Below are 21139 nucleotides of genomic sequence, written 5' to 3' on the forward strand. Positions count from 1 at the left end.
GGCCGTTGGCGCCCGCTACTCCGACGCCGCCGGCTGGAACAGGAACGTGCTGGCGTTCGTCTTCTCCGCCAGCGCCTTCACCTTCTTGCGCAGGGACGCGGCGACCGCGGACAGCTCCGCCGGGTGGGGGGAGCGGGACAGGCCCCGCTGGTCCACCGCCGCCAGGCTCAGCGTCACCGGCACCGGGGGCGTGCCCGGCGCGTCGCTCACGGTGAAGCCTTCGCGGCGCAGGTCCTCCGGGCCATGGAGCGGGACCTTCTCCGCGTCGAAGCGCTGACAGAGGGTGTGCAGCACCTCCGGGGACACGCCCTCGGGACACACGAGCACGAAGTCGTCGCCGCCCACGTGGCCCAGGTGCGAGCCGGGCGGCAAGAGGTGCAGGCACTCCGACAGGAGGCTCGCGGTGTGGCGGATGACACGGTCCCCCTGGAGGAACCCGTAGCGGTCGTTGTACGCCTGGAAGTGGAACAGGTCGCCGTAGATGATGGTGAACGCGCCGCCCTGGAGCGCGGCGCGGATCCACCGCTCGATCATCCGGCTGCCGGGCAGGTCCGTGAGCGGGTGCGCGCCGGTGGCCGCGTGCTGCTCCAGGTCCGAGGCCCGCGCGATGAGCTGCTTCATCGTCACCGTGCCCAGGAAGTGGCCCTGCGCGTCCGTCACCACCACCGGATCGTAGACGGACTCGGGCGGACGGCGCATCGCCATGCGCGCCAGGGCGGTGATGGCCGTGGCGTCCTCCACCACCATGAGCGCGTCGGCCGGCGCGTCCACCAGCGCGGGGCGCTCGTCGGCGGTGGTGCCACCCCAGCGGGCGTAGAAGCTCCGCCGCGTCACCACCGCGCGCGGCCGCTCCCCGTCCAGCAGCACGACGTGGTCCTCGCCCGGGGTGCGGCGGAAGAGCCGGTCCAATTCCACCGCGAGCGACGCGGCGGGCGCGCACGGGGGGCGGATGATCATGCTGCCCACCGTCTCGTCGTCCTCGTGCTCGCGGTGGTGCAGGGCGCGGATGGCCTCGCGGCAGCGCTCGGCGAAGTCCGCGCCCGGGCGCTGGGGCGTGTTCACCGGACGCGCCAGCAGGTAGCCCTGCGCGTGCCGGATGCCCAGGCGCAGGAGCACGGCCAGCTCGTTCCACGTCTCCACGCCCTCGGCGATGAGCACCGCGTCCACGCGCTGCGCGAAGGCGACCAGCGACTTCACCAGGTGCTGCCGGTACGTGTGCAGGTGGATGTCCCGCACCAGCGCCTGGTCCAGCTTGATGAAGTCCGGCGCGCTGTGCACCAGCGTCACCAGCCCGGAGTGCCCCGCGCCGAAGTCGTCCAGCGCGATGCCGAAGCCCTGCTCCGCGTACCGCCGCGCGAGCATGCGCAGCTGCTCCGTGTCCTCGAAGGTGCTGCGCTCGGTGATTTCGAGCACGATCTGCCGGGGACTGAGGCCGTGCGAGCGCAGCAGCTCCAGCGTGGACGCGCCGCCGAAGCGCTCGTCGCTCAGCACGTCGGGGCTGACGTTGAAGAAGAAGGGCCCGCGCGCTTGCGCCTCCGGCAGCGTGGCGATGCGGCGCACGGCCGCGGTCCAGCACGCGCGCTCCAGCTCGTAGGTGAACCCCTCCACGCGCGCGCGGTTGAAGAGTTCGTTGGGGGACTCCACCGGACCCAGCCCGCGCGACAACACCTCGTGGCCGAGCACCTCGCCACTGAGCAGGTCGACGATGGGCTGGAAGACGGTGGCGACCCTCGGCTCGTCTCCGTTCCAAAGCCAGGGAGGTGGCGGGCCGGGCTTGCTGGGGGAGGGCAGGCTCATGACCCCCAAAATGTACCGCGCCCGGGGGGGAAGCTTCAGTCCCCCCCTCCCTTGAGGAGGCCGGAAGATCCAAAAGGACGCTTGCGGGAAGACCCCACACCCCTTCCCGGAAACTGAGAAAGGCGTCCCCGCCCCGGCTACTCCCCGCGAATCCGTTGGATTTCCGGCACGTTGGCGCCCTCCGGGGACAGGGGGGCCGCGTCCACGGGCGCCATGGGCGCGACTTCCGCCGGCGCGACCTGGGCGAGCGTCACCTGCGCCGCGACCGCGTCCATGGCCTGCCCCTCCTCTCCCTGGGCAGTCGAGAGAGCGCGGAAGCGCCGCGCCAGCGAGGCCAGCTCCGCCGCCTTGAGCTGGGCCTGACCGCTGCGCAGCGACAGGAGCGCCACGCGCGCGCGCTCCAACAGCGCCACCTCCGCGCGCAGCCGCGCGATGATCCGCTCGCGCCGCTGACGCATGTCCCCCAGCCGCTCCACCTCTTCGGCCAGCGACGCCGCCGCGACCTCCAGCTGCCGGCGGGCCACCGCGTCGGTGCTGGCGCGGGCGCTCTTCTCCAGGCTGTCGCGCTCCGCATGAAGCTCGGCGGTGGCGCGCTCCTCCAGCTGCGCTTCCACGCCGGCCCACTCGGACGCCAGCTCCACCGCGCCGCGCGTGATGCGCGCCAGCGTGCGGGCCAGCTCCTCGCGCGCGGGTTCGCGGGGCAGCTTCGCCAGGGACTGGCCGCATTGCCGGTAGAGCGACAGGGCGCGCTCGGACAGGGTGTGGAAGTCGCCGGACAACTGGGGCAGCAGCTCCTCCGCGCGTGCCTCCACCGGATCCGCCGTGAGGGCCAGGTGCGCGGCGACGGCGCCCAGGCCCACGAAGAGCCCCACGATGCCGCCCACCATCACCGCCGCCAGCAGCGTGGGCGTGGCCACGGACGCCAGCCGCGGCGCCAGGACGTCCGCCACCGCGCCGCCCGCCAGGGTGAGCCCCGCGCCCAGCACGCTGCCCAGGCCGTAGTGCACGAGGGTGGGGCGGGCCTCCGCCACCTGGCCCTCCTCGCCCAGCTCGTTGAGGCGCGCGCGCACCAGCAGGCCGCCCGCGGCCGCGCCGCTCATCGCCACCGTCCACCCGGGCGACAGGCCCAGGCCGTAGGGCAGACCGATGAGCAGCAGCCCCAGCCCGCTCAGGAGGCCCCGGTCCCACCGGTCTCCGCGCGCGCACGCCAGCACCACCGCGGCGGGCACCAGCCATGCCAGCGGCATGGGCATGCCCATCCGCAGCGTCAGCCACTGCGCGAGCCCCGCCCCCGCGCCCGCCACCAGCGCGCGCGTGACGGTGTGTTCGAAGGCTTCGCGGTGGTGGAATTGCAACACGGCGGCATTCATCGGGACACCCCGGGAACGGCCCTCGGGCCGGGAATGTCCCTTCGAACGCGCGACCTGCGAAAAAGGTCTACGCCTTGGGGCGCGACAGCGGCCCCGTCCGGCCCTTCGTCACGCGGAGGTAGTCCGCGGGGGCCAGGAGTATCTGCGTGCCGCGCACCCCCGCCGACACGGCGACGGTGTCGAACAGCTCCAGCGTCTCGTCCACGTAGACGGGGTACTCCTTCTTGCCCCCCAGCGCGGTGACGCCGCCCCGGATGAAGCCGGTGAGCGGCTGCAATTGCTTGAGGGGGACCGTCTCCACCTTGCGGTCGCCGCTCAGCCGCGCCAGGGCCTTCAAGTCCAGCTCCGCGTTGCCGGGCACCACCGCCATCAACACGCCGGTGCGGTCGCCCTTGGCCACCAGCGTCTTGAACACCTGTTCGGCGGGCATGCCCACCTTGGCCGCCACGGTCTCCGCGGACAAATCGTCCGGGTCCACGTCGTAGTCGCGCAAGCTGTACGCGACGCCGAGCGAGTCCAGCAGCCGGGCGGCGTTCGTCTTCACGGGCGTCACATCCCCAGGAGCGTGGCGGCGGCCTTCACGCGGGTGAGCGCGTCCTCGGGCGTGGTGCCCACCGCGGACAGGTGGCCCATCTTGCGGCCCTTGCGCGCGTCGCGCTTGCCGTACAGGTGCAGCCGGACGCCGGGCATCGCCAGCACCTGCTCGAAGCGGGGGCCACCCTCGCTCAGCCACAGGTCGCCCAGCAGGTTGACGATGGCCGCGGGGCGCACCACCTCCACGGAGCCCAGCGGCAGGTTGCACACCGCGCGCACGGCCTGCTCGAACTGGCTCGTCAGGCACGCCACTTCCGTCGAGTGGAAGCTGTTGTGCGGCCGGGGCGCCACCTCGTTCACCAGCAGCGAGCCGTCCCCCAGGAGGAACATCTCCACCACCAGCAGCCCCTCCACCTTCAGGCCCGAGGTGATGTCGCGCGCCACCTGTGACGCCTGCGCCAGCACCGCCTCCGGCAGCGGGCCCGGCAACAGCGACCACGCCAGGATGCGGTCCTCGTGGTGGTTGAACGCGGGCGGGTACACCGCCAGCTGTCCATCCGGCCCGCGCGCGACGAGCACCGACAGCTCCGCCTCCAAGTCGAGCGCGGCCTCCACCACCACGGAGCGCTCGCCCAGCTCCTTCCACGCGACGGCCGCCTCGGAGGCGCCCTTCACCTCGTACTGGCCGCGCCCGTCGTAGCCGCCCTCGCTGGACTTGATGAAGCACTTGCCGCCCAGCGCGGTGATGGCGGCCGCCAGCTCCGCCTCCGAGTTCGCCTCGCGCCACGGGCCCAGCGGGAAGCCGCCCTTCGCGAGCCAGGCCTTCTGCCGGCCGCGGTGCTGCACCACGGACAGCACGTCCGCGCCGGGCCGCATGGGCGCGTGGCGCGCGACGGCGTTCAGCGTGGCCAGCGACACCTTCTCAATCTCCAGCGTCACCACGTCGCACGAGCGCGCCAGGTCCTCCGCGGCGGACGTGTCGGAGAAGGAAGCGGTGAGGCAGCGGTCCACCACCGAGCGGGCGGGGCAGGTGGAGTCCGGATCCAACGCCTGCACCTGATAGCCCAGCGTGCGCGCGGCCAGCGCCATCATGCGCCCCAGCTGCCCTCCGCCCAGGATGCCCAGCGTGCCGCCGGGGAGCACCACGCGCGCCGTCATCCGGACACCTCGCGGTGCGCCAGCACCTCATCCGTGCGGGCCTTGCGCCAGGCGCCCAGCCGCTCGCGCAGCTCCGGGTACTTGAGGCAGAGGATGGCCGCCGCGTGCAGCGCCGCGTTGGCGGCCCCCGGCTTGCCAATGGCCTGCGTGCCCACCGGGACGCCCTTGGGCATCTGCACGATGGAGAGCAGCGCGTCGAAGCCGTTCAGCACCGTGGTGGGCATGGGCACGCCCAGCACCGGCAGCAGCGTCTTGCTGGACACCATGCCGGGCAGGTGCGCCGCGCCGCCCGCCGCCGCGATGATGACCGACAGGCCCCGGGACTCGGCGGTGGAGGCGTACTCCATCATCCAGTCCGGGGTGCGGTGCGCGGACACGACGCGCACCTCATGCGGGATGCGCAGCTCGGCGAGGATGTCGATCGCCGGTTGCAGGTGTTCGAGGTCGCTTCTGCCGCCCATGATGACCCCGACCCACGGGGTGCTCGCGCTCGCCGCCATGCTGTCTCGCGCCTCCAGTGCGCCCTTCCAGGGGTGAAGCCTGGAAGAACGCGGAGATAGGGCCACGCGATTCCACAGGTCAACCGCGAAGATGCCGCTTCGCGTCGCCAGGGGGCGGGGGGCCGAGCGCTCCCCTCCCGCACACCACCCGACGTCCGCCGCCTTCCAGCGCCCGCCGTCACGGTTCCGTGACGGTGGGCCCCGGAGGCTGCCCGTCAGTAGGTGGAGCCCATCCGCCCAAAGCCCTTGAGCGCCTTCACCTTGCTGCTCTTCACCGCGGCGCGCTGGGACTCCTCGCTGTCCGCGTCGTCATAGGCCTTCATGGAAGCGGCCTGCTCCGCCTGATCCTCGGCCACCGCCGCCGCGCCCGCCACGTTGCCGGCCTCCCACAAGAGCGACTGGTTCATCTTCAGGTAGCTCCGGGCCTCGTCCTTCTTGCCCTGGCTCATCGCCTCCGCGGCCTTCTGGAGGTTCTGCGCGCCGCGCGCCCGGGCCGCGTACACCGTGGCCTCCTTGTCCTGGCGCTGCACGACCTCCTCCTGGACGTTGGTGGCCATCGCGGTCAGCCGGGACTGGTCCTCCACGTTGTGCCGGGCGATGAGGTCCGTGTACGTGAGCTTCAGCCCCGCCACCTGCACGGACTGGCCGGCCGTGGGGGCGGTGACGTTGAGGCGCACCACCACGCGCTCCACCTGGCCCGCGGAGAAGTCCGGCATCGCCACGCGCACGGTGTTGCCGGCCTGGTGCGCGCGGTAGCCCAGCACCTCGCCCAGCGTCGTGCCCGGAGGCAGCTCGAAAGACAGCTCCACGTTGCGCGCCACCGCGGTGGTGGCCTGCTGAAGGTCGCGCTGGAAGAGGTTGGACAGCTGGCTTGCGTCCTCCAGGAAGCCGTACGCGCCCGCGCCGTACTCCGCGAAGGCCTGCATCAGGTCCTCGTTGAAGTCGGTGCCCACGCCAATGGAGCTCACCGTGATGCCGGCGGCGCGGATCTCCCGCACCACGTTCTTCAGGCCCTCTTCGTCCGACACGCCCTCGGTGGGCTGGCCGTCGCTCATCAGGATGAGGCGGTGGACGGAGGCGCCACCGCCCATGGCGGACGCCAGCTGCGTGCGGCCCACGGACAGGCCCGCGCTGATGTTGGTGCCGCCGTCGTCCCAGATGCCGTCGATGAACTGGGCCATCCGCTCGCGGTTGGACGGCGTGGCCGGCAGCGACGGCAGGCTCTTCACGTCCGAGCCGTAGTGCACGATGGCCAGCCGGTCCTCTTCGCGCAGGAGCGTCACCAGGTGCCGCGCGGCCTGCTTCGCCTGCTGGAGCTTGTAGCCGCTCATGGAACCGGACCGGTCGATGACGACCGCCAGGTTCACGGGGCTGCGCTTCGCGCCCGCGACCTCCATGCCGGTGAGGTCCACCGTCACGTACGTCTCCGACGCGCCCACCGGGAGGTACGGGTGCGACAGACGGCTCTTCACGAGGATGGAGCCCGTGGCCCCGGTCTGGAAGACGGGGGGCGGCGTCGTGGGCGGGAGCGGCGTCGTCACCACCACGTGCGGCGTGGGCGGGGTGCCCTCACCCCGGGGCAGGCCCAGCACCAGGGCGGTGAGGGCCAGGCCACCGGCCAGGGCGAGGAAGAGGACCGTACGATTCATGGCAGGACTCCAAAGCGTGTGGAACGCGGGCCCTGCCTTTACGAACGGGGCGCGCGAAAAGGTCTAACCCTTTCGCGCGAGGCGACTGTTCAGTTCACCCTGCTTCAGGTGCCCTGGGCCTGCGGGGACGCGCCGGCGCAGAAGTAGGGCGAATTGTTCTCCCCGAACGTGTCGCGGTACTTCTGCTCGTCCGCCACGCGGATGGCGTCCAGCGTCGCCTGATCCAGGAGCAGGGGGCGGCACGTCATCCGGGGCGCGAGCCCCTCGGGCGCGTCATCGCGCGTCACCTCGCAGCCCGTGGTGGTCCCCTGCACGCACTCCTTGCTGCAGTAGCCCAGGGCCTCGGCCGTCGGATCCTCGCTGCGGACGCTGTCCACGTCGCGCACGCAGATGAGGTCCTCGCAGTCCAGCGAACCGAAGGAGATGAAGTCCTGATCCGGCGCCACGTCCCGCTCCAGGATGGGCATGAACTTGCGGCCGAAGGTTTCCTGCTCCTCTGCGGACGCCTTGCGCACCAGCCGGCACGGCTTGCCCAGCTCGGTGGTGACCTCGCAGCCTCCCAGCAGGAGGACGGCGGAGAGGAACAGCGCGGATCGCACGAACATCGTTGAGACCTCTAGGAAGGAAGGAACCGGGGCGTGGGGGGAAGGGACACCCGGAAGCCGGAAACGCTAGCACAGCCCTCCTTCACGCCAACCACCGACCTGCGGTGCACGGGAACGGTGGAATTGTGAAGGAACACCGCAGGATATCAGAGGAAGCAGGCACGTCGTGGCGGTTGATGGTTGGGAATACGGCCGATAGGATGGCGTGGCTGATGTCATGCTGCCTTCCGGTGGCAGTAAGCCCCCTCCCCCCCACGGAGCGCCCGGACTTGAACCGCCCCACGCTGATGCTTGCGCTGAGCCTGATGTGGCCCGCGCTGGCCCCCGCCCAGAGTCAGGAAGGCATGGGCCTCGATCTCACCGAGGACGCCCAGCCCAAGCCTCCCGAAGAAAACCCCACGCCGCCACCGGACGAGGAAGCCCGCCCCGCGTCGCCGCCCACCGCCGACAAGGCGAAGGAGATCCCACCGGAGGCGCTGATGCCGCTGACGGACATCACCCAGGACGACCGGGTGAAGAGCGTCCAGCGCAAGGTCTACCTGAAGAAGCACCGCTTCGAGCTCACCCCGCTGGTGACCCTCTCGGTGAACGACCCCTTCTATTCGAAGTTCGGAGGGTCGCTGCGCGGCGCCTGGCACCTGGCGGACACGCTGGCCATCTCCGCGCGCGGCTCGCTCATGCAGGTGCTGCCGTCGGATGACGTGCGCACCGCCAAGCGCACCTTCAACAGCAAGATCTACAACTCCGTGCCCCAGTGGTCCGCCATGGGCGACGTGGAGTGGGCACCGCTGTACGGCAAGGTGTCCTTCCTCAACTCCATCCTCCACTTCGACGGCTACCTGATGGGCGGCATGGGCGTGGTGAAGACGGAGACCTCCGCGCTGCCCGACCGCGGCCTCAACCCGGCCTTCGACCTGGGCCTGGGCATGCGGTTCGTCACCAAGGACTACCTGGCCGTCAACGTGGCCCTCATCAACACCTCCTATGTGGATCAGCCCCTGGGCAGCAGCAAGGGCGCCATCCAGAACATCATGACCCTCAACGCGGGCATCTCCATCTTCCTGCCCCTGCGCTCGACGGGGAGGGAGTCCGAATGAAGCCCTCCTTCCGTCTGCTGCTGACCCTGTGCGCGGGCGTCCCCGCCCTGGCCGGCGCCACCGACCAGGACACCTCCGCGCCGGCTCCGGCCGCCGCGGCTCCGGCGCCCGCCGCGGCTCCGGCGCCCGCCCCCAGGGCCTCGGCCGCCTCCCAGGAGGAGGAGGCCGGTGACGTGTCCGAGGTGGACAAGGACGCCCTGGGCCCCCTTCGCGAGCGCATCCGGCCGGTGTCCGGCCACATGTTCCTCAAGAAGGGCCGCTTTGAAGTGAGCCCGTCCGCGTCCATCACCATCCGCGACGCGTTCTACAAGAAGTACATCTTCGGCGGCTCGCTCACGTACTACCCGTCGGAGACGCTGGGCGTGAGCCTGCGCGCTGGCTACGCGGTGAACTCCGTGGCCGGCTCCGCGCAGATCTGCACCTTCACGGAGGGCTCGGGCGGCGACACGCGTGGCTGCCGCGCGCCCACCAAGGGTGAGCTGGACGGTCAGGCCCCCGGGCAGCTCACGCTGCTGGGCGGCGCGGACGTCCAGTGGGCGCCCATCTACGGCAAGCTGTCGCTGCTGGCGGAGAAGTTCGTCCACTTCGACATGTACGGCATCCTCGGCGCCTCGGTGGTGCAGTACCGCGGTCCGGAGACGACGCTCGTGGACGGACAGGCCATCGCGGGTGGCAAGTCCTACCTCACGGCCGGCGGCAACGTGGGCGTCGGCCTGCGCTTCTTCTTCAACCGCTGGGTGACGCTGCGCACGGAGCTGCGCGACCTCATCTACGTGGAGAAGGGCCGGGAGCCCACGCCCACGTACCTCCGCAACCAGATCCTGTTCGAGCTGGGCCTGTCCTTCTTCTTCCCCTCCGGTTCCTAAGCATGATGCGCACCCACCGGTTCCTCCGTCTCGCCGTCCTCGGGCTCACGCTCGCGTACACGGCCCCCACGATGGCCCAGTCCTTTGAAGGGCTGGACCTGGCGGGCCAGTCCAAGAAGAAGAAGAAGGGGTCGTCCGCCAAGAAGAAGACCTCCTCCAAGCGCGGCAAGGGCAAGGCCGCGCCGGCGGAGGACACCGCCGACACGTCCTCCGACACCACGGCGTCTCCTGAAGTGGCCCCCACGCCGCCCGCGGTCAACCCCGCCACGCCCCCGATGACCGCGACGCCCGCGGCCACCTCCGCGCCCGTCAAGCCCGCGCAGCCCGCCCAGAGTGGCGGCGGCCTGGGCCTGGACCTCACGGGCGACAACGACAAGCCGCCCGCGCCCACGATGACGTTCGACGCGGTGGACGTGTCCGGCAAGACGGCGGACCGCCAGCGCCTGGACGCGGCCATCTCGCTGTTCAAGGCCGACGAGTACGAGAAGGCGGCGATGGCGTCGCACGAGCTGCTGGGCGACGCCAAGCTCCAGGGCCTGCACACCGAAGCGCGCTACGTGCTGGCCAAGTCGCTCTACCGCATGGGCCTGTACCACTCGTCGCTGGGCGAGTTCTCCAAGATCCTCGCGGCGGGCCCGTCCACGAAGTTCTTCAAGACGAGCCTGGAGTGGCTGTTCTTCATCAGCCGCAAGACGCAGAACGAGACGGTCATCCTGGATGAGATCGCGCGGTACGCGAACTACGAGTTCCCGGAGAAGTTCCGCAACGAGTTCCGCTACCTGCTGGCCCGCTACCACTTCGTGCGCGGTCGCGCGCTGGACCAGGTGGGCCAGACGGAGAACGCGGACAAGAGCTTCGAGGAAGTGAAGCGCCTGGCGCTGTCCATCCCGCGCACGGACACGTTCTACCCGCGCGCGAAGTACCTGGAGGGCCTGGCCTTCTTCCGCAACGGCACGCGCAACAAGGACGCGGCCAGCAAGCGCGGCAACACGGACGTGCTGGCGTCGGTGGAGGCGATGAAGGAAGTGGTGCGCCTCACCCGTCCCATGGCGGGCCGCACCGGTGAGCAGGCGAAGCTGGACAAGTCGCTGCGCGAGCTGGCGTTCATGCAGCTGGCGCGCACGCACTACGGCATGCAGCAGAACCGCTTCTCCATCTTCTATCTGAACAAGGTGGAGCGCGGGAACACGCAGTGGCTGGAGGCGCTCTTCGAGTCCTCCTGGGCCAACTACCGCATCGGCCAGTACGAGCAGGCGCTGGGCAACCTCATCACCCTGTCGTCGCCCTTCTTCCGCGAGGAGTACTTCCCGGAGGCGCTCATCCTGAAGGCGGTCATCTATTACGAGAACTGCCGCTACCGGGAGTCCAACCTCATCCTCCAGGACTTCGAGCGCACCTACCTGCCCGTGCACGACGAGCTGGACTCGCTCGTGAAGAAGAACATGGACGCGAGCGAGTACTACACGGTGCTCGCCGACGTGCAGAAGAAGAACAAGGACGGCCTGGAGAAGAACGGCACGGACGTGCTCCTGGAGCGCATCCTGCGGCTGGCCCTCACGGACCAGGACCTGAAGAAGACCAACGACTCCATCCTGGAACTCGAGGGGGAGATGGACCTGTTCGCCAACAAGGGCGACACGTTCAAGTACTCCGAGCTGACCAAGCAGCTGCTGGAGGGCCTCAAGGTCCAGCGCACCAGCCTCATCTCCAAGGCCGGCATCATGGCCAAGGGCAAGCTGGAGACGGAGCTGGGCGCGCTCAAGCTGCTCCTGGCCAACGGCCTGCGCATCAAGTTCGAGACGACCACCAAGGAGAAGGAGTTCCTGGAGGAGCAGCTCAAGGCGGGCGGCCGCACGGCCATCGTCAAGAAGTACAAGTACTCCGTGGCGGTCGCGGACGATCAGCTCTACTGGCCCTACGAGGGCGAGTACTGGCGTGACGAGCTGGGCACGTACCAGTACACGATGACCAAGGGCTGCATCGAACGCGACACGGCCAACCGCAACATCCAGTCCGCCGGCGCGATGTAGACGCACGGCAGGACAGGTGGGAGTCTCCCGGCCCGCCGGAGCGCTTGGTCTGAGCGCTCCGGCGGTTTTCTCTTTTCGCAGGCCCGTGGACGAGGGGAGTTCGAGTTGGCTCGGGAGGCGTCGCTGCGGGTGGTGTTCGGCATCGCCGTCCTGGACCTCATCGGGTTCGGCATCCTGATTCCCCAACTGGGCGTGTACGGCGTGCGCTTCGGGGCGTCGCCCTTCACGGTGGGGCTGCTCGTCGCGGTGTACTCGCTGATGCAGCTGGTGGCGGCGCCCATCATGGGGCGGCTGTCGGACCGGTTCGGCCGGCGGCCGGTGCTGCTGTTGAGCCAGGTGGGTTCGCTCGCGGGCTACGTGCTGTTCGCCTTCGCGGACACGCTGCCGCTGCTGTTCCTCTCCCGCGTCATCGACGGGGTGTCCGGCGGCAACGTGTCCACCGCGCAGGCGGTGGTGGCGGACATCACCAAGCCCCACGAGCGCGCGCGGGGCATGGGCATCATCGGCGCGGCGTTCGGCCTGGGCTTCGTGATGGGGCCGGCGCTGGGCGGCGTGCTGGGCGCGTGGGGCGGCAACCTCGCCATCGGCCTGTTCGCGGCGGGGCTGTCCGCCCTGAACCTCATCAACACCTGGTTCTTCCTGCCGGAGACGCGGGTGCCGGGGAGCCCGTCCGCCACGGTGCGCACCATGAAGGGCGCCGCGTCCGTGCTGACGATGCCCGTCGTGGGCCGCTGCGTCGTGCTGGTGCTGCTCTTCACCGTGGCCTTCGCGCAGATGGAGGGCACCTTCTCCGTGTTCCTCCTCACGCGCTTCCTGTCGTCCGGGGCGGTGCCCCTGGAGGGCGGGTGGCTGGTGCACGCGGTGCACCCGGACGCGGCGGTGCTGAAGGAGGCCAGCCTGCGCTCCGGGGCCCTCTTCGCGGTGGTGGGCGTGCTGTCCGCCCTGGTGCAGGGCGGGCTGGTGCGCAGGCTGGTGGCCCCCGGGCATGGGCCGGTGGCAAGCTCGGGGGGCAGGGGAGGGCGCGAGGCCCCGGTGGCCGTGGCGGGGTTCGCGCTGACGGCGGCGGGGCTGGCGCTCCTGCCGGTGGCCCCCACGTACGGGTGGCTCTTCCCGGTCATGGGGCTCCTGGCGGTGGGCTCCGCGCTGGTGAACCCGTGCCTGTCGGCGCTGGTGTCGCTGCACGCGCCCTCGGAGCGCCAGGGGGCGGTGTTGGGCGCGTATCAGGCCTGCGGTTCGCTGGGGCGCATCGTGGGACCGGCGCTGGGCGGCCTGCTATTCACCCGGTTGGGCCCCGCGGCCCCCTACGGGACGGGCGCGGTGCTGGTGGGGGTGGGGGGTGTCCTGGCACTGTCGTTGGTGACACAGGTGAGAATGTCGGGAGCGGGCGCCGAGCAAAGCTCATAGGATGGAGTCCATGGTGGGGAAGCCGCAGCACATCACCATCGCGTTCGACGTGATGGGGAGCGATCACGGCCCGGAGGAGGTGGTGCGGGGCGCTGCCCAGCTCTCGCTGGAGTCTCCGCACATCCACGCGCTGCTCGTGGGGGACCGTCCTGTCATCGACGCGGCCCTGGCGGGCATCAAGCACAACGGCGAGCGCATCTCCGTGCACCACGCCGCGGACTTCGTGGGCATGGACGAAAAGCCCGGCGAGGCGCTGGCGCGCAAACCCGAGTCCTCCGTGGCGGTGGCCGCCCGGCTGGTGGCGGAAGGGGAGGCGCACGCGCTGGTGTCCGCGGGCAACACGGGCGCGGGCGTGCTCGCGTGCAAGCGCCACTTCCAGCTGATTCCGGGCGTGCGCCGCGCGGCGCTGGCCACGGTGTACCCGACGCGGGGCGTGCGCGGGGCGAAGCAGGACCCCTTCAGCCTCATCCTGGACGTGGGCGCCACGGTGGAGGCCACCGCGGAGGACCTGGTGGCGTTCGCCGTCATGGGCAGCGCGTACGCGCGCATCATCTCCCGCAACGAGCGGCCCAAGGTGGCGCTCTTGTCCAACGGCATCGAGCCGCAGAAGGGCCCGCCCCGGGTGGTGGAGGCGCACCAGCGGCTGTCGCAGATGACGGGGCTCAACTTCACCGGCAACGTGGAGGGCATCGACATCCCGCGCGGCACGGTGGACGTCATCGTGACGGACGGCTTCGTGGGCAACGTGTGCCTGAAGATGCTGGAGGGCGTGCACGACACGGTGATGGAGCTGGCCCAGTACGCCTACAAGGAGAGCCTGCGCTGGCGCGCGGGCCTGGCCATGCTGTCCTCCGGCATCGAGCGGCTCAAGGACATCACGGACTGGGAGCAGTACGGCGGCGCGCCCATCCTCGGGTTTGATCGCATCTTCATCAAGGCGCACGGTCGCTCCAAGGCGCGCGCCATCGCGAACGCGGGCAAGGTGGCCGCGAAGGCGGTGGCGAACGAGCTGGGCACCGCCATCCAGGAGGGCCTGGCGCGGTGAGCCTGCCGGACCGCATCGACCCTCGCCCGCCGCGCCGCATCTACCGGTGGGACCTGGACAAGACGTACCTCCAGACGGACTTCGAGTCGCTGCGCGACCTGTTCCGCACCGCGTTCCAGAAGGCGCACGAGAAGGTCGCCGTGCCGGGCGCCTCCGCGCTCATCCGGGAGCTGGCGGAGCAGGGGGACTCGCGGCTGTGCATCGTGTCCGGCAGCCCCAAGCAGATGCGCGCGGTGCTGGAGGAGAAGCTCAAGCTGGACGGCGTCCAGTGGGACGAGTTCGTCCTCAAGGACAACGTCAGCAACCTGCTGCGCGGGCGCTTCCGGGCCCTGCGCGGACAGGTGGGCTACAAGCTGCCCGTCATCCTGGAGAGCCGCATCCACGCGCCCGTGGAGGCGGAGGAGGTCCTCTTCGGCGACGACGCGGAGGCGGACGCGTTCATCTATTCGCTCTACGCGGACCTCATCGCGGGCCGGGTGGACGAGCGCGTGCTGTCGCAGGTGCTGGAGGCGGGCGGGGTGTACCCGGACGACGTCGCGCGGGTGCACGAGGCGTGGAAGAAGATCCCGGTGGCGGACCCCGTGCGCCGCATCTTCATCCACCTGGACCGGCTGACGCCGCCCGCGCACTTCACGGCCTACGGGCCGCGCGTGGTGCCCATCTTCAACTACTTCCAGGCGGCCCTGGTGCTGCTGGCGGATGGCCACCTCACGGCGCCCCAGGTGCTGAAGATCGCCGTGGAGATGGTGCAGACGGCGGGGCACAACATCATCACGCTGTCGAACTCCTTCCAGGACCTGCTGAGGCGCGGCCTGCCGCTGCAGCAGGCCGCCATCGCGCTGTCCCAGGCGATGGAGGGGCCCAACGCGCTGCTCAAGGCGATGCGGCCCGTGCCGGACATCCTGGCCGCGTTCAGCAAGCGCCTGGCCGCGCTGGGCACGCAGCCGCCCCCGCCGAAGGTGCAGGCGGTGGACTACGTGTCGCTCATCTCCCACGCGCTGCCCCGGACCCACAAGGGTCGCTCCACGAAGCCCTCGACCTGACGGGCCTCCCGCCCGTTCCACGCGGGGGGCTCCCATGGCCGGGCGGCGGCGGGTGCCTGCCTGCTTGGGGACCGTCCAGGAGGGCCCGGCCTGCCCGTCGCCCGGGGCAGGGTGCCCGGATGGGGCGGGGGCCGGGTGTTAGCCCTGGAAGGGCGCCTTTCGAGGGCGTGGGGCGCCGGGTGATACCGGCGCCTGGAGGGCGGGCGGGGGGGGCCCTGGTGGACCCCGCACGTCCCTGACGAATGTCCTTAAGCGCAGCCCCCATGGGTGGGAGGATGCGTGATAGACGGCAGCCCTTCCGAGGCGAATGACGCGAGACCCGACCCATCCCCCGCCCCTTGGCGGAACGCTGCCAGCCGCGCCCGGAGACGACGCGCGCGGAGAGGCCTCCTTTGAGGCGGCAGCGGTGGAGTCCTCCGGGTCCGCGCACGAGGTACTTTCTATGTCTTCCCCCCTGGACCTGACGGGCCAGGAGGAGCGCACCGCGGCCACCGAGCCGGCGGACTCCTCCGTGCGTCCCAGTGAACCTGAAGCCCGGGCCCCCGAGGCCCCTTTCGACAATGGCACCGAGCCCTCCTTCTCCGCGGACGCGGCGGACGACGAGGGCTTCGACGACGACGAGGACCCCGAGGAGGCCAGCCCGGTCGACCCCGAGGTGAGCGATGAAATCCGCCGCGCCACCGAGGCCCTGAAGGCCGCGGAGGCCGAGGACGCCCAGGCCGCCGCCGAAGCGGGCGACGAGGCCGAGGAGCCCGAGGCCGTCATCCTGGAGCCGGAGCCGGAGCCCGCGGCGAACGAGCCGGAGCTCCAGGCGCCCACCACCACGCGCACCGGCGAGCCGGCGGAGATCGACCCGGACGAGATGGATCCGGATGCGCTCAAGGTGGTGCTGCGGCTGCACCAGCACGGACACCAGGCGTATCTGGTGGGCGGCTGCGTGCGCGACCTGCTCCTGGGCAAGAAGCCCAAGGACTTCGACGTGGCGACCAGCGCCCACCCGGGCGAGGTGCGCGCCATCTTCCGCAACTGCCGGCTCATCGGAAGGCGCTTCCGGCTGGCGCACGTCTACTTCAAGGGCGGGAAGATCGTGGAGGTGTCCACCTTCCGCGCGAACCCGACGGAGCTGGAGCCCGCCCCGGGCGCGGCGACGGACGAGGCGTCGGGTGAGGACCTGCTCATCACCCACGACAACGTCTTCGGCACCGCGCAGCAGGACGCGCGCCGCCGCGACTTCACCATCAACGGGTTGTTCTACGACGCGGCCGAAGGTCGGGTCATCGACTACGTGCGCGGCCGGCGCGACCTGGACGAGCGGTTCATCCGCACCATCGGCGACCCGGAAGTGCGCATGCGCGAGGACCCGGTGCGCATCCTGCGCGCGGTGCGCTTCGCGGCGAAGCTGGACCTGGACATCGAGTCGCGCACCTACGCGGCGATGGAGGGCGCGGTGGAGGACCTGCCGCGCTGCGCGCCCGCGCGCCTGCTGGAGGAGACCTTCCGGCTCATCCGCGGCGGCGTGTCCGCCCCGGCGCTGAAGCTGCTGGCGGCGCTGGACGCGCTGAAGCTGCTGCTGCCGCCGGTGGACGCGTACCTGCGCGAGCACGGCAAGGAAGGGGAGAAGACCTTCTACGCCTTCGCCCAGGCGCTGGATAAGCGCGTGTCGGCGGGCGAGGTGCTGGACGACGCCATCCTCCTGGCGACGCTGCTGGCGCCCATTGGCCGCACGCAGCCGGCGGAGGAGGGCCAGGACGAGGGCCGCGCGTCCGTCGCGCACGTCATCGAGGACCTGCTCGCGGGCTTCGTGGAGGCCGCCAGGCTGCCGCGCCGCATCGCCGAGCGCTGCCGCATGCTGCTGCTGATGCAGCGCACGCTGTCCGGGGAGCGCCGCAAGAAGGCGGGCGCCTTCCGCCGCCACCCGCTCTTCAACGAGGCCCTGGCCGTCTTCGCGATGACGGTGGAGGCCACGGGCGAGGGACGCGAGGCGCTGGAGGCGTGGCAGGCCGGAGAGGTGCCCCCGCAGCGCGCGAGCGCCAGTGGCGCGGCGGACGCGGAAGGCCCCCGGCGCAAGCGCCGCCGTCGCCGCCGTCGTCGCACCGGCGGTGGGAACGGCGAGGGCGGCTCGGGCGCGGAGCGTCCGTCGTCCTCGGGTTCCGACGCGGGCGAGGGGTAGTCCGCGCAGGGGCCGGAGCGCTTCGGCGCTTCGGCTTCGCTCCAACGGGCGCCGGGTCGCGCAGGGGCTGGAGCGCTTCAGCGCTTCGGCTTCTCCACCGGCCGCTCGGAGCGAGGGTCATCGTCGTCCGGCGCCTCCGCGCCCGCGATGTCCGCCATGGTGATGGCCTTGCTGCCGAAGCGCGCGGCGATGCGGTCCATCGCTTCATTCAGCTTGGACGTCTTCGGCGCCGCCGCCGGGAACAACCCGAGCTGTGCCTCGTCCTCGTCCAACTGCACGCTGACGCCCGTGAGCCGCATCGGCTTGCCCTCGTGCGCGCGCTCCAGCAGCTCCAGCGCCGCGCGGTAGAGCACCTGCCCGTCGTCCGTCGCCTCGCGCAGCGTCGTGCGCCGGGTGATGAGCGTGAAGTCCGCGAACTTCAGCTTGAGCTGCACCACGCGGCCCTTCAGCGACGCCCGCCGCAGCCGCCGCGCCACCCGGAGCGCCTGGGCGTGCACGTGCGGCTTCAGCGTCTCCAGGCCCGTCAGGTCCTCCTCGAACGTGTCCTCCGCGCCCACGCTCTTGGCCGCCCGGTCCGGCACCACGTCCCGCGCGTCGATGCCGTGCGACAGCTCCCACAGGTGCCTGCCGCTGGAGCCGAAGCGCTCCTCCAGCCACCCCAGCTCCCGCGCCGCCACGTCCCCGATGGTGGACAGCCCCGCGCGCTTCATCGCCTCCTCCGTCTTGGGCCCCACCCCCCACAGCCGCGACACCGGCAGCCCCGCCAGGAAGGCCACCGTCTCCTCGGGCCGCACCTCGCGCTGGCCGTTGGGTTTGGCCAGGTCGGAGGCAATCTTCGCCACGAACTTCGCCGTGGCGATGCCCGCGGACGCCGGCAGGTTCAGCTCGTGGGCAATCTCCTTGCGGATCCGCTTCGCGATGTCCGCCGCCGCGCCGAACAGCCCCACCGACGCCGTCACGTCCAGGAACGCCTCGTCCAGGGACAGGGGTTCAATGAGCGGCGTGTAGCGCTCGAAGATGGCGAACACCTGCTCGCTGGCCTCCGCGTAGGCGGAGAAGCGGGGCTTCACCACCACCGCGTGCGGGGCCTGCTTCACCGCGCGCGCCATGGGCATCGCGCTCTTCACCCCGAAGGGCCGCACCTCGTAGGAGGCCGCCACCACCACCCCCCGCTGTGCATGCCCGCCAACGATGACGGGCTTGCCCCTCAGGGACGGGTTGTCGCGCTGCTCGACGGACGCATAGAAGGCGTCCATGTCCACGTGGAGGATGGCTCGCATGGCGTGAGTCACTCTAGTGGCCCCCTCTGACAGTGCGGCCCATGAAGACCCTCACCGAATACCTCTGGTTCGAGACGAAGTCCCGGCGCGAGCTGGTGCGCCTCACCGACACCGTGGCCGCGCTGGTGAAGAAGAGCGGCATCCAGGAGGGCATGGTGCTGGTGTCCGCCATGCACATCACCGCGGGCGTCTTCGTCAACGACGACGAACCCGGCCTCCACGAGGACATCTGGGACTGGCTCCAGCACCTGGCGCCCTCCGGCCCCGACTACCGCCACCACCGCACCGGCGAGGACAACGGGGATGCACATCTCAAATCCATGCTCGTCCACCACCAGGTGCTGATCCCCGTCACCGCCGGCAAGCTGGACCTGGGCCCCTGGCAGCAGGTGTTCTACGCGGAGTTCGACGGCCAGCGGCGCAAGCGCGTCATCCTCAAGGTGATGGGGGAGTAGCCCCGCCAGCCTCCGGCAACGTGAGGCCATGCCGCGCCAGCTCCGCCACCAGGTCCGGGGGCAGGGGGCTCACCACGCGCACGGGCTCCTTCGTGACGGGGTGGGGCACGCAGAGCGACCGGGCGTGCAGGAAGAAGCGCCCCAGCTCCGGCGCCTCGCGGCCCCCGTAGAGCGCGTCCCCCACCAGCGGCGCGCCGATGCCGGCCAGGTGCGCGCGCACCTGGTGCAGCACGCCGGTGAGGATCTTCACCTCCACCAGGCTGTAGTCCCCGGAGCGGCCCAGCACCCGGAACCGGGATAGCGCCTCGCGGGCGTCCTCGGCGCCGTGGGGGGCGGGCTCCACGCGGTCCGGGTGGCGCGGGTGGTGGCGCAGGGGCACCTCCACCTCGCCGTCGTCCGCGAGCGGCCCCGTCACCAGCGCGAGGTAGTGCTTGTCCACGGCGCGCTGGGTGAAGGACTCGCGCACGGCGCTCCAGGCCTCGCGCGTGCGGGCCGCGACGACCACGCCGGACGTCTCCACGTCCAGGCGGTGGCACAGGCCGCCCTCGCGCGGGTCCTGGGACGCCTGGGCGCACTCGGGGTAGCGGGAGACGAGCGCGTTGGCGACGGTGCCCGTCTCACCCGGTTGCAGCGGGTGGGAGGCCCGGCCGGCGGGCTTGTCCACGAAGAGCAGCGAGGCGTCCTCGTGCAGGATGACCAGCGGGAAGTCCGCGTCGGGCACGGCCTCGCGCGTCGTCTCCTCCACCGTCACGGCGATCTGCTGGCCGGCGGCGACCATCAGGCCCTTCTTCGCGGGGCGGCCGTTGACGCGCACCTGGCCCTCGTCGAAGAGGCGCTTCATGCGCGCGCGGGACAGGCCCAGGGCCTCGCCCACGAACAGGTCCACGCGCTGGCCCGCCTTGGCGGCGTCCACGGTGAGGGTGTGCGTCGTCGCGGTGCTCACTCGGAGAGGGCCTCGTAGACTTCCTCGGCCGTCTGGAACCGGTCGTCCGGCTCCTTGCGGATGAGGCGATGGGCGACGCGCGCGAGCTGCGGGTCGCCATGCAGGTTGAGCGCGAGCAGCGGCGGTGCCTCCGTCTCCAGCACCTGGCGCCACAGCTCGTGCGGCGTTTTCGCGTCGAACGGCGGACGCCCGCTCATCAGCTCGTACAGGATGACGCCCAGGCTGTACAGGTCCGAGCGTCCATCCAGCGGCTCTCCCAGAATCTGCTCCGGCGCCATGTACCGGTAGGTGCCCACGAGCTTGCCGTCCGCGGTGATGCCCGCGTCGTCCGCGAGGAACTTGGCGAGGCCGAAGTCCATCAGCCGCACCTGCCGGTCGTCGTCCACCATGATGTTGGACGGCTTCAGGTCGCGGTGCACCAGCCCGTGGCCGTGGATGTACGCCAGCGCCTCGCACACCTGGAGCATCGCGTCCTTCAGCCGGCCCATGCGCTCCGGGCGGTTCAGGTCCGCCATGCGCGGCGGGGTGACGGGCGCCAGGGTGGACGGCCTGCGCGCGACTTCGCGGCGCGGATCCAACGGCACGTCGCCCGAATCCGAGTCGTCCTCCGCGCCCGCGCCGTGGAAGCTGGCCAGGTCCTCGCTGGGGGCCTCCTCCGCGAAGGCGTTGAGGCCGAACGTGCCGTCATCGCTGTCCTCGTCCACGACCGAGTCGTCGTCCGCGTCCTCGTCCGGGCCATCCACGCTGCCGAAGTCGTCGTCCTCGGTGCGGCGGATGGACAGCGGCGCGCGAGAGAGCGGCGTGGCCGAGTGCAGCTGGCCCGTGCTCACGTCCAGGTAGTGGCGCAGGGTGAGGCCTTCGATGAGCTCCATGGCCAGGTACGGCCAGCCTTCGTGGACGCCGGCCTCGAAGACCTTCACCACGTTGGGGTGCGCGAGGTCCGCCAGGGTCTCGAATTCGCGCACGAGTCTGCGTGCGGCGCGGTCGTCCAGGGACGGACCGGTCGACAGGAGCTTCAGCGCGACTTCGTCGTTCGTGCGGCGGTCCCGGGCCCGATACACGGTCCCGGCCCCGCCACTGCCGAGCGTCTCCAACACGCGGTAGGGACCAATGGCCTTGCGGGGCATGGGGACGCGGATCCTACGGAGCACGTCACGCCTCGGTCAAACACCGGCTCGCACCTTGCGGGCCAG

General features: G+C 71.1%; 18 protein-coding genes. 8 read left to right on the top strand and 10 right to left on the bottom strand.

The window, feature by feature from the left end:
- Positions 1–15: 15 nt before the first annotated feature.
- The 7 genes from OV207_RS22325 to cglC all read right to left on the bottom strand — a co-directional run bounded on the left by OV207_RS22325 (position 16) and on the right by cglC (position 7613).
- Positions 16–1797 carry a GGDEF domain-containing protein gene (locus OV207_RS22325; protein ID WP_267557127.1) on the bottom strand — a complete coding sequence of 594 codons (1782 nt, stop codon included), beginning with the start codon at positions 1795–1797 and terminating at the stop codon, positions 16–18.
- A gap of 137 nt (positions 1798–1934) precedes the next feature.
- Positions 1935–3155: a hypothetical protein gene (locus OV207_RS22330; protein ID WP_267557128.1), complete on the bottom strand. Its 1221-nt coding sequence runs from the start codon at positions 3153–3155 to the stop codon at positions 1935–1937.
- 79 nt (positions 3156–3234) lie between these two features.
- Positions 3235–3711: a Cys-tRNA(Pro) deacylase gene (gene ybaK / locus OV207_RS22335; protein ID WP_267557129.1), complete on the bottom strand. Its 477-nt coding sequence runs from the start codon at positions 3709–3711 to the stop codon at positions 3235–3237.
- Positions 3712–3716: 5 nt separating this feature from the next.
- Positions 3717–4859, bottom strand: a complete 1143-nt coding sequence (purK, locus tag OV207_RS22340) for a 5-(carboxyamino)imidazole ribonucleotide synthase (protein ID WP_267557131.1) — start codon at positions 4857–4859, stop codon at positions 3717–3719.
- Positions 4856–5359: a 5-(carboxyamino)imidazole ribonucleotide mutase gene (gene purE / locus OV207_RS22345; RefSeq protein ID WP_193428252.1), complete on the bottom strand. Its 504-nt coding sequence runs from the start codon at positions 5357–5359 to the stop codon at positions 4856–4858. Before purE ends, purK begins: the two co-directional genes overlap by 4 nt.
- A gap of 215 nt (positions 5360–5574) precedes the next feature.
- Positions 5575–7008, bottom strand: a complete 1434-nt coding sequence (locus OV207_RS22350) for a vWA domain-containing protein (RefSeq protein ID WP_267557133.1) — start codon at positions 7006–7008, stop codon at positions 5575–5577.
- 104 nt (positions 7009–7112) lie between these two features.
- Entirely contained in the window at positions 7113–7613 is a 501-nt protein-coding gene (gene cglC / locus OV207_RS22355; RefSeq protein WP_193428250.1) for an adventurous gliding motility lipoprotein CglC, read from the bottom strand.
- Positions 7614–7882: 269 nt separating this feature from the next.
- On the opposite strand from cglC, the gene OV207_RS22360 reads away from it, so the two are divergent.
- From OV207_RS22360 to pcnB, 7 genes are all read left to right on the top strand, one after another.
- Positions 7883–8710 carry an outer membrane beta-barrel domain-containing protein gene (locus OV207_RS22360; RefSeq protein WP_267557134.1) on the top strand — a complete coding sequence of 276 codons (828 nt, stop codon included), beginning with the start codon at positions 7883–7885 and terminating at the stop codon, positions 8708–8710.
- Positions 8707–9576 carry an outer membrane beta-barrel domain-containing protein gene (locus OV207_RS22365; RefSeq protein WP_267557135.1) on the top strand — a complete coding sequence of 290 codons (870 nt, stop codon included), beginning with the start codon at positions 8707–8709 and terminating at the stop codon, positions 9574–9576. The genes OV207_RS22360 and OV207_RS22365 overlap by 4 nt, the downstream gene beginning before the upstream one ends.
- A gap of 5 nt (positions 9577–9581) precedes the next feature.
- On the top strand, positions 9582–11606 hold the full coding sequence (gltC, locus tag OV207_RS22370; RefSeq protein ID WP_267557632.1) for an adventurous gliding motility protein GltC: 2025 nt from the start codon (positions 9582–9584) through the stop codon (positions 11604–11606).
- Between the two features lie 105 nt (positions 11607–11711).
- Positions 11712–13010 (top strand): MFS transporter, encoded by a 1299-nt coding sequence (locus OV207_RS22375; protein WP_193428247.1) that lies wholly within the window; start codon positions 11712–11714, stop codon positions 13008–13010.
- 10 nt (positions 13011–13020) lie between these two features.
- The gene (gene plsX / locus OV207_RS22380) at positions 13021–14055 is read left to right on the top strand and encodes a phosphate acyltransferase PlsX (protein ID WP_193428246.1); all 1035 of its coding nucleotides are present in this window, start codon (positions 13021–13023) and stop codon (positions 14053–14055) included.
- A complete protein-coding gene (locus tag OV207_RS22385; RefSeq protein ID WP_193428245.1) occupies positions 14052–15098 on the top strand; it encodes a phosphatase domain-containing protein in 1047 nt (348 codons plus the stop codon). Before plsX ends, OV207_RS22385 begins: the two co-directional genes overlap by 4 nt.
- A gap of 442 nt (positions 15099–15540) precedes the next feature.
- Positions 15541–17268, top strand: a complete 1728-nt coding sequence (pcnB, locus tag OV207_RS22390; RefSeq protein ID WP_267557137.1) for a polynucleotide adenylyltransferase PcnB — start codon at positions 15541–15543, stop codon at positions 17266–17268.
- Positions 17269–17345: 77 nt separating this feature from the next.
- Here pcnB and dinB read toward each other — a convergent pair whose 3' ends face one another.
- Positions 17346–18548, bottom strand: a complete 1203-nt coding sequence (gene dinB / locus OV207_RS22395; RefSeq protein WP_193428243.1) for a DNA polymerase IV — start codon at positions 18546–18548, stop codon at positions 17346–17348.
- A gap of 41 nt (positions 18549–18589) precedes the next feature.
- On the opposite strand from dinB, the gene OV207_RS22400 reads away from it, so the two are divergent.
- On the top strand, positions 18590–19003 hold the full coding sequence (locus OV207_RS22400; protein WP_267557138.1) for a secondary thiamine-phosphate synthase enzyme YjbQ: 414 nt from the start codon (positions 18590–18592) through the stop codon (positions 19001–19003).
- On the opposite strand, the gene OV207_RS22405 is transcribed toward OV207_RS22400, so the two are convergent.
- A complete protein-coding gene (locus tag OV207_RS22405; RefSeq protein WP_267557139.1) occupies positions 18984–19946 on the bottom strand; it encodes an RluA family pseudouridine synthase in 963 nt (320 codons plus the stop codon). The genes OV207_RS22400 and OV207_RS22405 overlap by 20 nt on opposite strands.
- Positions 19943–21073: a serine/threonine-protein kinase gene (locus tag OV207_RS22410; protein ID WP_267557140.1), complete on the bottom strand. Its 1131-nt coding sequence runs from the start codon at positions 21071–21073 to the stop codon at positions 19943–19945. Before OV207_RS22410 ends, OV207_RS22405 begins: the two co-directional genes overlap by 4 nt.
- Positions 21074–21139 lie beyond the last annotated feature (66 nt).

Origin of the sequence: Corallococcus sp. BB11-1 (assembly GCF_026626625.1) — a bacterium.
Classification (GTDB): Bacteria; Myxococcota; Myxococcia; order Myxococcales; family Myxococcaceae; genus Corallococcus; species Corallococcus soli.

Bases quoted from the DNA above. Each gene is read 5' to 3' on its own strand.
- OV207_RS22410 (WP_267557140.1), bottom strand. From the start codon at position 21,073: ATGCCCCGCAAGGCCATTGGTCCCTACCGCGTGTTGGAGACGCTCGGC.
- OV207_RS22365 (WP_267557135.1), top strand. From the start codon at position 8,707: ATGAAGCCCTCCTTCCGTCTGCTGCTGACCCTGTGCGCGGGCGTCCCC.
- cglC (WP_193428250.1), bottom strand. From the start codon at position 7,613: ATGTTCGTGCGATCCGCGCTGTTCCTCTCCGCCGTCCTCCTGCTGGGA.
- purE (WP_193428252.1), bottom strand. From the start codon at position 5,359: ATGGCGGCGAGCGCGAGCACCCCGTGGGTCGGGGTCATCATGGGCGGC.
- purK (WP_267557131.1), bottom strand. From the start codon at position 4,859: ATGACGGCGCGCGTGGTGCTCCCCGGCGGCACGCTGGGCATCCTGGGC.
- plsX (WP_193428246.1), top strand. From the start codon at position 13,021: ATGGTGGGGAAGCCGCAGCACATCACCATCGCGTTCGACGTGATGGGG.
- dinB (WP_193428243.1), bottom strand. From the start codon at position 18,548: ATGCGAGCCATCCTCCACGTGGACATGGACGCCTTCTATGCGTCCGTC.
- OV207_RS22350 (WP_267557133.1), bottom strand. From the start codon at position 7,008: ATGAATCGTACGGTCCTCTTCCTCGCCCTGGCCGGTGGCCTGGCCCTC.
- OV207_RS22325 (WP_267557127.1), bottom strand. From the start codon at position 1,797: ATGAGCCTGCCCTCCCCCAGCAAGCCCGGCCCGCCACCTCCCTGGCTT.
- OV207_RS22400 (WP_267557138.1), top strand. From the start codon at position 18,590: ATGAAGACCCTCACCGAATACCTCTGGTTCGAGACGAAGTCCCGGCGC.
- pcnB (WP_267557137.1), top strand. From the start codon at position 15,541: ATGTCTTCCCCCCTGGACCTGACGGGCCAGGAGGAGCGCACCGCGGCC.
- gltC (WP_267557632.1), top strand. From the start codon at position 9,582: ATGCGCACCCACCGGTTCCTCCGTCTCGCCGTCCTCGGGCTCACGCTC.